At 67.5% G+C, this 12,671-nt stretch carries 10 protein-coding genes; 7 read left to right on the top strand and 3 right to left on the bottom strand.

Annotated elements, in window-relative coordinates; genetic code table 11:
- Positions 1-22: 22 nt before the first annotated feature.
- The 3 genes from KF715_07370 to KF715_07360 are packed head-to-tail and all read right to left on the bottom strand — an operon-like array spanning position 23 to position 5,164.
- Positions 23-1,363, bottom strand: coding sequence for a hypothetical protein (locus KF715_07370; GenBank protein MBX3736489.1), 1,341 nt, complete (start codon positions 1,361-1,363; stop codon positions 23-25).
- Positions 1,364-1,367: 4 nt separating this feature from the next.
- Positions 1,368-3,467 carry a GAF domain-containing protein gene (locus KF715_07365; GenBank protein ID MBX3736488.1) on the bottom strand — a complete coding sequence of 700 codons (2,100 nt, stop codon included), beginning with the start codon at positions 3,465-3,467 and terminating at the stop codon, positions 1,368-1,370.
- Positions 3,464-5,164 carry a methyltransferase domain-containing protein gene (locus tag KF715_07360; GenBank protein MBX3736487.1) on the bottom strand — a complete coding sequence of 567 codons (1,701 nt, stop codon included), beginning with the start codon at positions 5,162-5,164 and terminating at the stop codon, positions 3,464-3,466. The genes KF715_07365 and KF715_07360 overlap by 4 nt, the downstream gene beginning before the upstream one ends.
- Positions 5,165-5,313: 149 nt before the next feature.
- On the opposite strand from KF715_07360, the gene KF715_07355 reads away from it, so the two are divergent.
- The 7 genes from KF715_07355 to KF715_07325 all read left to right on the top strand — a co-directional run bounded on the left by KF715_07355 (position 5,314) and on the right by KF715_07325 (position 12,663).
- A complete protein-coding gene (locus KF715_07355) occupies positions 5,314-7,341 on the top strand; it encodes a hypothetical protein (GenBank protein MBX3736486.1) in 2,028 nt (675 codons plus the stop codon).
- 2 nt (positions 7,342-7,343) lie between these two features.
- On the top strand, positions 7,344-8,567 hold the full coding sequence (locus KF715_07350) for an outer membrane protein transport protein (GenBank protein ID MBX3736485.1): 1,224 nt from the start codon (positions 7,344-7,346) through the stop codon (positions 8,565-8,567).
- 38 nt (positions 8,568-8,605) lie between these two features.
- Complete coding sequence (locus tag KF715_07345; protein ID MBX3736484.1) at positions 8,606-9,877, top strand: response regulator; 1,272 nt, start codon at positions 8,606-8,608, stop codon at positions 9,875-9,877.
- 77 nt (positions 9,878-9,954) lie between these two features.
- Positions 9,955-11,196 (top strand): DNA recombination protein RmuC, encoded by a 1,242-nt coding sequence (gene rmuC, locus KF715_07340; GenBank protein ID MBX3736483.1) that lies wholly within the window; start codon positions 9,955-9,957, stop codon positions 11,194-11,196.
- Positions 11,193-11,549, top strand: coding sequence for a TIGR03067 domain-containing protein (locus KF715_07335; GenBank protein ID MBX3736482.1), 357 nt, complete (start codon positions 11,193-11,195; stop codon positions 11,547-11,549). Before rmuC ends, KF715_07335 begins: the two co-directional genes overlap by 4 nt.
- 11 nt (positions 11,550-11,560) lie before the next feature.
- Complete coding sequence (locus KF715_07330) at positions 11,561-12,382, top strand: MOSC N-terminal beta barrel domain-containing protein (protein MBX3736481.1); 822 nt, start codon at positions 11,561-11,563, stop codon at positions 12,380-12,382.
- On the top strand, positions 12,379-12,663 hold the full coding sequence (locus KF715_07325) for a hypothetical protein (protein MBX3736480.1): 285 nt from the start codon (positions 12,379-12,381) through the stop codon (positions 12,661-12,663). Before KF715_07330 ends, KF715_07325 begins: the two co-directional genes overlap by 4 nt.
- The last annotated feature ends 8 nt before the right edge of the window (positions 12,664-12,671 follow it).

Genomic DNA, 12,671 nt, shown 5'->3' with positions numbered 1-12,671 from the left:
GCAAGCGCGCTGGCCCACCAAGCTAAGATTGGCGCGCGAGTTTTTCGCGCACGAGTGCGGTGAGTGCGGCGACGTTGAACGGTTTCTCGATGACGGTCGCATCGGTCGTCGCAGGCGGAATGGCGGCTTCGCCGATCGTCGTGAGGAAAGACTGGATGCCGGGTTGCAGGAGGCGGGCTTCGCGGGCGAGCTCGGTGCCGGACGGACCGGCGCGAGGCTCGAGTTCGGCGACGAGGCCTTCGAAGGTCTCATCGACGAGCAGCGCGCGCGTGCGGTCGGCGTTCGGGCTTTTCACGACGTGGAAGTCGCGGCCGAGCACCATGGCGAGTGTGTCGGCCACGGCGGGATTGTCGTCCTGCACGAGCACGGCGGGGCGGAGCAATTCGTCGTAAGAGCCGGAGCGCTGCAGCGCGGAGGCGAGGAGCGCGTCGGGCGTGCGGCCATCGCGCCCGAGTTCGGAGTAGCTCAGGCGCAGGTCCGGCACGCCGGCGAATGCGCCGCGCACCTGCCGGAGGCGGGCGCGGAGCGCGAGGCCGCCGCCGGCGAGCACGAGCCCGATGCGGTGGGCGTCGTAGGGGCCGGCGATCTCGGGGCTTTGCAACGCGGCTCGCACCGCGGGCAGGCGGCGCAGGGCGCCGTTCTGCGGGTCGGCGCTTTCGACGAGGGCGATGCCGCAGCGCTGATGGTTCGCCAGGGCACGGAATACTTCGCGCTGCAAGCCGTCCATGAGCCGGCTTTGGTCCGGCGTGAGGTCCTGCAAAACGATAATCCACACGCCGCCCGCGTCGGGCGCACGGCGGACTTCGCCGTAGACGAGTTTGCCGTCGGCGCGCAGGTGGAAATTCTCCGTGCCGGTCTCGAAATCCGCGAAGGGCAGCGTGGCGGAGCCGAGCCAGCGGGCGGCGGATTCGTTCGCGACGATCGGGCGGCGGTCGAGTCCGTAGGCGGCGATACCGACGGGGGCTTGATTGAGCAGCAGGCGCAACAGCTCGCGGCCGCGCGCGGCGTCCTGTGCGCGCTGCGCCTGCGAGAGCGCGGCACCGAGGAAGTCGGCGAGTCCGGCGAGGAGATGCAGGTCTTCGGCGGCGAACGGCCGGCGCTGGTCCACGCCGACCTGCAATGCGCCGTGGCTGCCGCCATCGCCCATGAGCGGCAGGGAGAGCGTCGAGGGCGGGAAGCGTGAGGCGCCTTCGGCGATGCCGCGGTCGAGGGCGATGAGCGAATGCTCGAAGGTGGGCGAGCGATCGAGCGCGGCCTGAAGACCGGCGACGAAGCGGTCGAAGTTGTCGAATTGCCCGAATGCGCGCGCGAGGGCGCGGAGCGCGGCGGGGCCGTTGACGGGAATAGTGGCGGCGGCGGACATCGGGTTACGCGGGCGGCAGGTAGACGCGGAAAGTAGTGCCCTGACCGGGCGTGCTGGCGACCTGGATCTCGCCGTGATGGTGCTGCACGATGCGTTTCACGATCGCGAGGCCGAGGCCCATGCCGTGTTTGCCGCGGCGTTCGCCGGTGGCCTTCGTGGTCGTGAACGGCTCGAAGATGCGCGGCTGGACCTTCGGGTCGATGCCGGGGCCGTTGTCGGTCACGCTGGCGCAGAGTTGCGGGCTGGGCACGTCGGCGGTGCGAAGCTCGAGCGAGAACTTCAGCTGGCCGCCACCCTTCGGCTCCATGGCTTGGAGCGCGTTTTGCGAGAGGTTGAGAAAAACCTGGAGCAGTTGGCTGTGATTGCCGCGCACCGGCGGCAGTTGCGAGACGGCTTCGAGCGAGAGCACGACGTGCACGCGATCGGCCTCGGGGCGGATGATCTCGGCGACGGTGCGGACGACTTCGGCGAGGCTGACGGCGGTCATCTCGACCTTGTTGCTCTCGGCGAAAGCAGCGACGTTTTCGACGATGCTGGCGATGCGGTTGACGTCGCGTTGCACGACGCCGCTGAATTCATGGAGCGAATCCGGATCGGGCCGGCTCTCCTTCAAGAGTGCGGAAAACGTCTGGATGGAGGTGAGGGGATTGCGCAGCTCGTGGGCGAGGCCGGCGGCGAGCGTGCCGAGGGCGATGAGTTTCTCGGTCTGGCTGGCGCGGCGCTCGAGCTGGCGGGCGCGGAGCGTGACGGCGACCTGGAGGCAGAGCGATTCGAGGAGCGAGATCTCGGCCTCGGTGTAGCGTTCGCCGCGTTCGCGCGGGCCGAGGAGCAGGATGCCGGAGATGAAGTCGTCGCTGGCGATGGGGAAGGCGGCTTCGGCGGGGAGCTTTTCGCGCCACGCGGTCAGGGCCTGCACGACATCGGGGGCGAACTCCACTTCCGAGCCGTCGAAGAAGAGCGGACCGGGGCGCTCTTGGAACACGCGCGTGAGAGCGAAGTCGATGGGAAGAATCTGCGGGGCGCGCGGCCAGCCGTGGACGGCGCGCAGCTGGTAATCGCGGTCGAACTCGGTGCGGGCGTAGGCGACGGCGGCCTCGAGGTTGAAGGCCTTGGCGATCTCGCGCGCGGTGTTCTCGAAAATATCCTGCTCGCTGCCGAGGGAGACGAGGCGGACGCCGAATTCCTTGAGCGCCTGCTGCTGGCCTTGGCGGCGGCGCAGGTAGGTTTGGGCGAGGATGCGGTCGGTGGCGCGCTGCAATCGCGGTGCGGCCCAGAGAAAGAAGAGGCAGATGACGATGCAGACGACGAAGTGCGTGAGCAGTTCGAGGGAGCCAAACTCGTAGCCGAGCGGCGGACCGATGGTCGCGATGAGCAGCAGGTAGAAGACGCCCAACGTGACGGCGATGCCGAGTTGCACGGTGGCGTGGACGAAGTCGTAGGTGACGAGCGGCAGCTGGTAGCGCGACACCGCGTGCGCCATGATCACGAGGTAGAGGAAGATGAGCAGGTTGCCGAAGGGGGCCAGCTTCACGCCATACCAGAGCGGGAAGTTCGTCGCGCCGCCGCTGAAGCCGACAATCGAGGCGAGCAGGATGTTGCGGAGCTGCGTGGCGCGCCCGCCGGTGGCGGCGCGGAGGTGCTTGATCAGGAGGTAGCCGGCTTGCAGCGTGAACGCGCCGAAGAGCGTCAGGTAAACCCAGTAGAGCGAGCCGGCGCGCGGCCAGTAAGGCATCGACATCATCGGGCCGACGCCGGCCACCATGTGCGGGGTGAAATTGACCAGGGCGAGTGCGATGGCCGTCACGTAGCCGCCGCGCACCCACCAGCGGTTGTCTTCGCCGCAGAGCTCCGAGATGAAGTGGAAAAACGCGACGGGGACGAAATAGGCGAACAGCATCAGCAGGCGCGTGAAGAAGAGCGCGCGCGTCGCGTCGTCCGCGACCTGCCAGAGGAAGTAGGCGGCCGACCAGCAGCCGATGAAGAAGCCGAAGACGCCGAACCGGATGTTGATGCTGTCCTGCCGACCGCGCGCGACGACCGCGAACGCGAGAATGCCGGCTCCGAGGAAGTTCAGAAACGACGAGATGGCGAGATAGCCGGTCACTTCTGCGCCTTGATAACGACCGCCTGGTTGCCGAGCGAGTGAAAGCTCTCGCGCACGTGGAAGCCCGTTTCGAGGACCAGACTGGAAAGCTCGGTATCGCTGAAGAACGCGTAGTGGCCGACCTCCTCCTTCAGACGGATCTTGCCGGCGGCGCGGAGGAGGTTGCGGGCGCGTTCCAGTTCCTCGGGCGAGGCCTGCTGGTCCATGAAATCGCGGTAGATCGCCGACATGTCGCAGTGCGGCTTCATGCTCGAGGCCACGAGCACGCCGCCGGGTTTGACGACACGATGCAGCTCGCGGAGGAGCAGTTGCGGGCGCTTGAGGTAGGAGAGCACGAGGCTGCAGCAGACGACGTCGAACGTGCCGTCGGCGAAGGGCAGGCGAGGGGCGCCGCTGGCGTCGCCGAGGTCGTTGAAGTCGAAGCGCAGGTAACCCATGCCTGGCGGGCCGCCGCGCGCGATCTCGGCACGGTCGCGGTCGAGCGTCGTGAGGTGGTTGCCGAGGGCGTCGTTGAGGCCGCGCTCGGTGAGCTCGAGGCCGACGTAGAGGGACGGTGCCTCGGGGGCGGCGGCCTTCACGCGTCGCTGGCGGATCGTCTCATGCAGAACCCAGCGGCCGAACATGCCGTTGCCGCAGCCGGCATCGAGCACGGCGGCACCGGGGCGGAACGCGCAGAGGCGGCCGAGCAGCTCCATGTAGTCGCGGTAGTCCTGCGATTTCTCGAGGACGGAGTATTTCTCGAGGTAGCCGGACCAGAAATTGGTTTCGGTCTCGGCGGGTGCCTCGGAGCGGCGCAGGCGCTCGCGCTCGTCCTTGTTTTGGGCGATGACGAGTTTCTTGTCGGGAATCTGGAGCGTGGCTTGGTCGTCGCCCGGATAATCGCGCTCGCTGAGGCAGGCCCAGACGACGCGGCGGAAAACCTGCTCGGCGGCGCGGGGATTCTCGCGGACCTCGTGCATCGCGCCTTCGACGGCGACGAGTTTGGCGAGCGGCTGGTTTTCGGTGGCGCGGACGACGTCGTCGTGGGCGACCCAGGCGTCGTTCATCGCGAAGAAGTAGATCAGCGGCACCTTGAGCTTCGCGATGTCGGCGACCGTGCCTTCGAGGTCGTGCATGCGGGCGTCGACTGCCGTGCCGAGGAAGATTTCGCCGTTGATGTCGAAGCCGAGGATGTCGGTCAGGCCCCAGTGGCGGCCTTGCAGGAAGGTCCCGAAGATGTCCTCGCGGTAAACCTCGCGCAGCGTGTGCTGCATGTTCACGACGCCGACGACGCTGATCAGGCGCTTGATGCGTGTCTCGGTCACGGCGGCGCGGAACGCGCAGCGGGCGGACAGGCTGTTTGAAACCAGCACGGCGTCGCGCGCGTAGCCTTTCTCCGCCAGGAAGTCGTAGCAGGCGATGATGTCGTCGACCGCTCCGGGCAGGCTGAAGTCCTGCATGCGGCCTTCGCTTTCGCCGACATGGTTAGTCTGGTCGAAACGGAGGACGTTCAGGCCGTTGGCCGCGAGGTAGTAGGCGAGCTGAAGGTTGTTTTTCTTGGTCTCGCCGTATTTCGGGGCGATGACGACCCACGGGCGGCTGGTGAGCTGCCCGGTGTGATCGAGGCACGCCGCGACTTTCAGCCCTGTTCGGCTGGGGAAATAGACGTAGTCCGTCCGAATTTGTCCGGTGTGGACACTCGAAGAATCCGCAATCATCTGAATCGGCCCGCGGCGGAAAATGAGAGAATTTTTCTCCCTGATGCAACGAGCAAGTCGCGCTGCTAGGGAGATTTCCGGGTTTGTTCACAGGAGTTCACGCTTGCTTCGATGGATGAGCATCCGTCTTCTCGGGACACTCATAGGAAGTGACCCGGCTTCTCCTCATTACCGACGATTCCCCCTCGGCGCTGCTCCTCCAAACGGCGCTGGCTTCGTCCGCCGACTTCCAAATTCGCCAGCGATCTTCCGTGGCCGACGCGCGCGGACCGCTCGCGGCGGGCGCCTTTGAAGCGGCCCTCTTCGTGCCACCGCAGGTCGACGCCGAGTTCGCCCAATCGCTCGCCGCCGCCCGCGCGGCGGCTTCCCAGCTGGCGATCGTGGTGGTGGCTCCGGCCGGCACCACGGCCGAGGCGCAGGCGCGATTGCTCGCCGCCGGTGCGGACAGCGTGCTCTTTCAACCCGTCGACGTCGCGGCGTTGGCCGCCAATCTCACGCGCCTGACCGCCCGGGCGGCCGTGGCGTCCGGGGCAGGCTCCGGCGGGGAGACGGCTCCCGCGCTCGTGCCGAACCGGCTCAACGCGAAGGCCGCGGCGCTCTCCTCCGCGCTCGAGGTGCTGCGGGATTTTTCGCAGGTGCTGGGCTACTCGCTCGATTACCGGCAGCTCACGCACCACTTCATCCTGAAGCTCCGCGAAGTCGTCGGCGTCTCGCGCATCGCCATCTTCCTCGAAGCGCCCGCGGCCGACGCCCTGCCGGGCGCCGCGCGCGGCGAAAACTCCGCGCTGCCGTGCGCGGCCGCGATCGGCTTGTCCGCGGACCTCGTCGAGTGTTTCGCGCTGACCCGCCGCAGCGGACTCGGTCGCCAGCTCTCGCAAAACCCGCAAATCCTCCGCTCACCCGCGGGCTCGTCCGCGCCGTTCGTCGACCCGAAGCTCGCGCGCGAGTTCGAGGTGCTCGGCGGCCAGGTCGCCATCCCGGTCAACGACCGCGAGCGCACGCTCGGCGTCGCGGTGCTCGGCGGACGCATCACGGGCGGCGAATTCAGCGACGAGGAACTGCTGCTCGTCTATCACCTGCTCGAGGAGCTCGGCTTGGCAGTGAAGAACAGCTGGCTGCACCACCAGCTCGTCGGCAGCCACCGGCTCTTCGCCAGCGTGCTCAACGGCCTGACCGTCGGCGCGCTCGTGCTCGGGCCGGCCCAGCAGCTCGTCTACGCGAACCGCGCGATCATCACTTTCCTGCGCGGCGACGCCGCCACGCAACTCGACGTCCACGACCTGCCCGCGCCGATCGCCGCGAAACTCCACGAAGCCAGCGAGCGCGGCGTCGAGGTCGAACCGTTCTTCCACGAGCTGGGCGAGGGCGCGGCCGCACGCGTGTTCCGCGCCACCGTCATTCCGCTGCGCTCGAGCGGCAGCAAACTCCCGCAGACCGCGTTGCTGCTCCTCGAGGACTTCACGAAGGTCCGTGCCGCCCAACGCGCCGAGATCGAGTCGTCCAACCTGAAACTGATCTCGCTCATCGCGCGCCGCTTCGCGCACGAGATTCGCAATTCGCTCGTGCCGCTCACGACGCACGCGCAGCTCTTCGACACCGAGATCGAGCAGGCGGATTTCCGCGACTCGCTGAAGACCGCCCTTGCGCGCGAGACGCAGCGCATCCAGCGCTTCACCGACCAGATGCTGCTCCTCGCGCGCTCCGAGCAGGCGCCGGCCGAGCTCGTCCCGCTCGACGACATCCTGCGCGCCAGTTTCGAGAAATCCCGCGCCTACGCCGGCGGCGAAGCGGTGCTCGACATCCAGAGCGACATCCCGCCTGTGATGCTGCGCTGCAACCGCGCCAGCCTCGCGCACGCGTTCCAGGAAATCTTTCTCAACGGCCTGCAATCGAGCGCCGACGGCGCTCGCCGCGTGAGCGTGGCGCTGAACGCCGCGCCCACCGCCGACGGCCGCGCCGAGCTCATCATGCGCTTCCGCGACAGCGGCAACGGCTTCGCCGCCGACGCCGCGCCGCGCGCCACCGAACCGTTTTTCACTACTCGCAACACTGGCGTTGGTCTGGGCCTGACCATCGCCCGCCGGGTGATCGAGGCACATCAGGGCCGCCTCGACATCCAGCCGCGGCTCACGCCGGGTGATGCGGATCTCACGATCCGTTTGCCTCTCCCACGCTAAACATGATTCCGGTCACCTCACCACGCACCGCCCGCGTATTCGTTGCGCCGCTGGTCGGAGCTCTCGCTCTCCTGGCCGCCGCGCCCGCCGCGCTGGCCTCCGGCACGCGCGTCGGCTTCAAGGACGCCTTCGCCACCGCGCGCGGCAACGCCTTCGTCGCCACCGCCGACAACCCGAGCGCGCTCTACTACAATCCCGCCGGCATCGCCCAGCTCGAGGGCACGCAGTTCGCCGGCAACATCTACGAAGTCGCGCTCTCGTCCGACTATTCGGGCGCGGCCGGTTCGGCGTCGATGAACGACGACTACGTCACCGTGCCCGCGGTCTACGTCACGTGGAAGCCCGCCGGCGCGCCGTGGGCCTACGGCATCGGCGTCTACGCGCCCTTCGGCCTCAAGACCGATTGGCCCAACTCGTCTCCGCTGCGCACCTTCGCGCTCAAGAACGAGCAGACGTTCCGCACCTTCAATTTCACCGGCGCGTGGCAAGTCTCGCCCGAAGTCTCGCTCGGTCTGAGTGCGACCTACAACCGCGTGTCGACGAACCTCAATCGCGCGCTCGGCGTCTTCGCCCCGAACGATCTCTTCCGCTTCGAGGGCGACGGCCACGCTTTCGGTTTCAACGCCGGCCTGCTCTGGAAAATCAACGAGCGTCACCAGTTCGGCCTCAGCTACCAGAGCCGCACGCGCGTGAAACTCGACGGCACGTCCTCGACGATCCCGCTCGTCGCCAGCGAGCCCGCGAACGCGACGTTCGATTTTCCGGAAGTCGTCATCGTCGGCTGGTCGTTCCGCCCCACGCCGCAGTGGAACATCGAGGCGAACATCGATTGGACGAACTGGGATCGCTTCAACGTCGTCACCGTCAACAAAGCCTCGGGCAACCAGCCGCTCCCGTTCAACTGGGAGTCCGGCACCTTCTACGAACTCGGCGCGACGCGCTACCTGAGCGGCGGCTGGAACGTCTCCGCCGGCATCTGCTACACCGAGAACAACACACCCGACGCCACCTACACGCCCGCCGTGCCTGACAGCGACAAGACCTTCTACTCGCTCGGCGTCGGCTACCGCGGTCCGGCGTTCTCGGCGGACTTCGCCTGGCAATACGCGACCGGCGACGCGCGCCGCGTCACCGGCAGCCCGGCCAACCTGCTCGGCGGCACGGCGGACGGTTCCTACAAGAACTCGATCAACGCCCTCTCGCTTTCCCTCGGCTACAAGTTCTAATCCGCCCCGCGCCACTCATGCTCGCCGCCCCCGCGCCCGTGTCCACCGCTCCCGCCAACGTTCCCGCGCCCTCCACGCTCCCGACGCTCCTCATCGTCGACGATGAGGAGGGCCCGCGCCACTCGTTGCGGATGGTGTTCCGGCAGGACTTCAATGTCCACGCGGTCGAGAACGGCGACAAGGCGCTCGATTACGCCAAGGCGCACCCGGTCCAGCTCGCCATCCTCGACATCCGCATGGCGGGCAAGTCCGGCATCGACGTCCTCCGCGGCCTCAAAGCCATCGATCCGCACATCGAGGTCATCATGCTCACCGCCTACGAGACGATTGAGACCGCGCGTCAGGCGCTGCGGCTCGGCGCCTGCGATTACCTCAGCAAGCCCTTCGATCTCTCGACGATTCGCGAAGCCGTCACCCGCGCGCTGCACCTGCGCCGCATCTCGGAAACCGTTTCCTCCACCTCCGAGCGCCTCAAGGCCCTCAGCGAGCAACTCAACGACGCCTCCGTGAAGGAAGAAATGGCGCGCACCACGACCGAGATCTACGCCGGCGCGCTGCACGACATCAACAACCCGCTCACCGTCATCACCGGCTACGTCGAACTCCTCCGCCACAAGCTCGACAGCGTCGGCTCGCTCTACGGCGCCGACCTCCAGGCCGTGCGCGAAGACGTCAACCTGCTCGCCAAACAGGTCAACACCTGCGCCGCCATCACGCGCCGCTACCTGCGCTTCGTGAACAAACGCAGCGCGCAGGCCCCCGAGGTGTCCGTCAACCAAGTCATCGACGACGTCCACACGCTGATGCGCGGCCACCCGAGCCTTCGCGGAGGCAAGCTCTCCGCCAAATACCTCGAGCGCGACGCCTCCGCCCAGATCGGCGGCACCGAGCTCATCCAGATTTTGCTCAACCTCACGGTGAACGCCTTCCAAAGCGCCGAGCGCCCGCAGACCGTGTGGATCGCCGCCGAGCGCTACGACGAGCCGCTGAAGATCGAGACCTTCCGCGACACGCCCGAGGAACGCTTCATCAACCTCGAATCGTTCGCCAACCACGCGCCGCTCGTCGCCCTCTCCGTCATCGATCAGGGCCCCGGCATACCGCAAGACGTGCTCTCGCGCATCTTCGAACCGTATTTCACCACGAAAGCCCAGTCCGGCACCGGCCTCGGTCTCGCGATCGTCGTGCGCCTCGTGAAGCACCACTGCGGCCTCATCCAGGTGAAGACCAAGCTCGGCGAAGGCACGCGCTTCACGATCTATCTGCCCGCCAAGGAACCGAATAATTCAGCCAATCCGTTCGGGACCTGATCTGCCCGGCATCGCTTTTCGAGCCGGCTCCCGGCTGAACACTTGCGGGCGCTCGCCGTCATGGCTTCACTCCGCGCGTGATCGAAATCGTCATCGCGCTCCTCTCCGCCGCCCTGGCAGGCGGACTCGGTTGGTTCTACGCGCACTCGCGCTCCGCCGCCGTCGCCGAGCGCGCCCGCCTCGCCGGTGAACAGCTCTCCGCCGCCCAAGCCGAGCTCGCGGCGCTGCGCCAGCAGCTCTCCGCGCTCGAAGCCGACCGCGCCCGCCTCGACACGCTGCTCACCGCCGAACGCGACGCCCTCGCGCGCGCCCAGACGCAGCTCACCGACACCTTCAAGGCCCTCGCGGCCGACGCGCTCAGCCGCAACAACGACGAGTTCCTCAAGCGCGCCGGCGACACGCTCGTGAAGCCGATCCGCGAATCGCTCGACAAGGTCGACACGAAGATCGTCGCCCTCGAGAAGGCGCGCACCGAGGCCTACGGCTCACTTTCCGAGCAGCTCAAGGGCCTCGCCAACACCAGCGCCACGCTGCAATCCGAGACGACCAAGCTCTCGCGCTCACTCCGCTCGACGTCGACCGCGGGCCGCTGGGGCGAGTTGCAGCTCCAGCGCGTCGTCGAACTCGCCGGCATGGTGGAGAACGTCGACTTCATCCAGCAGACCGCCGCCGGCGAATTCCGTCCCGACATGGTCGTGCGCCTGCCCGGCGGCAAATCGATCGCCGTCGACGCCAAGGCGCCGATGCAGGCCTACCTCGAAGCGCTCGAAGCCGCCGACGAGTCGGTCCGCAAGGCGAAGTTCACCGAGCACGCCCGCGCCGTGCGCGGCCACATCGACGCGCTCGGCAACAAAGCTTACTGGAAAAACATCCAGCCCGCGCCGGAGTTCGTCGTGCTCTTCATTCCCGGCGAGGCCTTCTACAGCGCCGCGCTGCGCTACGAGCCGGACCTCTTTGAGCGCGGCACGAGCCAGAACGTCATTCTCGCCTCGCCGGCCACGCTGATCGCGCTGCTCAAAGCCGCGGCCTACGGCTGGAAGCAGGAGGCGATTTCCAAGAACGCCGACGAAATTCGAAAACTTGGCGTCGAACTCCATGAACGCGTCGCGACCGTGGCCGACAATCTCGACACGCTCGGCCAGCGGCTCACGCAGGCCGTCACGAGTTACAACAGCGCCGTCTCATCCGTCGAAGGCCGCGTGCTCGTTACCGGCCGCAAGCTCGAGAAACTTGGCGCCGGCTCGGAGAAGAAGGTCGTCGAACCGCGCTTGATCGACGAGACGCCGAAGGCCCTCACCGCGCCGGAGCTGAAACGATGAGCGCCCCGTCCCTCGAAGGTCGCTGGCAGCCGCTTTACGCCGAACTCGATGGCGAGCAGGCGCCGCAGGAGGTGCTGCAGCAAACCGAGTTCGAGCTCGCCGCCGGCATCTACACCGTGCGCTTCGGCGGAGTCATGTCCGATACCGGTTCGTTCACCGTCGAGACGGAGACCGCGCATCACCTCACGCTGCACGGCGCCATCGGCCCGAACGCCGGTCGCACGATTCCGTGCCTGTTCAAGTTCATCGACGACACGCTGATGATCTGCTTCGGCCTCGGCGGCGCGCGCCCGAGAAATTTCCGCACCGCGCCCGGCGCGCAGCTCTACCTCGTCACCTATCGCCGCCCGTGAGCACTCCGCGCATTTCCGGTCTGTTCATCTACCCGGTCAAATCCTGCCGCGGACTCGCGCTGGCTGCGGCGGAAGTGGACGAGCTCGGCCTCGCCGGCGATCGCCGGTTCCTCGTGGTCGATGAGGCGGGAAAATTCCTGACACAGCGCACGCACCCGCGCATGGCGCAAATCGCGACGGCACTCGATGCGGACCGCCTCACGCTCTCGGCCGAGGGCGCCGGTGCAGTCGCCGTGCCGCGCGCGCCGGACACGCAGGCGCCCTTGCGCCGCGTGACGGTGTGGAAGCACAGCGGACTGCAAGCGGAGGACTGCGGGCCGGAAGTGGCGCAGTGGCTGAGCGATTTTCTTGGATTGCGGCTCGCGCTCGTGCGCATCGGTCCCGCCTTCGAGCGCAACGTGCTCAAAAAGGCAGGCCGCCCCGGCGATCGGTTCAGTTTCGCGGACGGCTCGCCCGTGCTCGTGACCGGGGAGGCCTCGCTCGCTGATCTCAACGATCGCATCGTCGAGAGCGGCGGCGAGCCGGTGCCGATGGAGCGCTTCCGGCCGAACGTCGTCGTGAGCGGCGCGGCACCGTTCGCCGAGGACGACTGGCCGCGGGTGCGCGGCGGCGACGTCGTGCTGCGCGCGGCGGGAAAGAGCGACCGTTGCATCGTCACCACGACCGACCAGCACACCGGCCAGCGCGGCAAAGAGCCGTTGCGCACGCTGGCGACGTTTCGCCGCGATCCGATCGAACCGACCTCGGTCTACTTCGGCGCCAATTTCATCAACGAGTCCAAGCGGGGCACGTTGCGCGTCGGCGACGCCGTGGTGGTCGAGGCCGGAGCATGAGTGCCGACGGCACAACTCCGTCGCTGCGCGAGATATTGCTCGCCGCCGGTTTCACGCTGCTCGTAGCAGGTATTTTCCTGCGGGGGTTTGCGCGTTCGGCCCGTCGTTCGCTCGCGTTGCGCCGGGAGCATGAGTTGCACGTGCGAAAGATCGGGGCGCCAGCGGCGGCCCAGGACAAGGCGATCCGCACCACGCATCTGGAGCGCAACGTGGGGCGCTACGCCGCGGTTTGCGTGATCGCGGGCGCGGTCGTGATCGTCGCTGCGATTTTCCGCCGCTAGACGGTCGT

This window comes from Candidatus Didemnitutus sp. (assembly GCA_019634575.1).
Classification (GTDB): domain Bacteria; phylum Verrucomicrobiota; class Verrucomicrobiia; order Opitutales; family Opitutaceae; genus Didemnitutus.
Note: the sequence above shows the minus strand (reverse complement) of the source record. Positions and strands in the feature narration are given on the sequence as shown.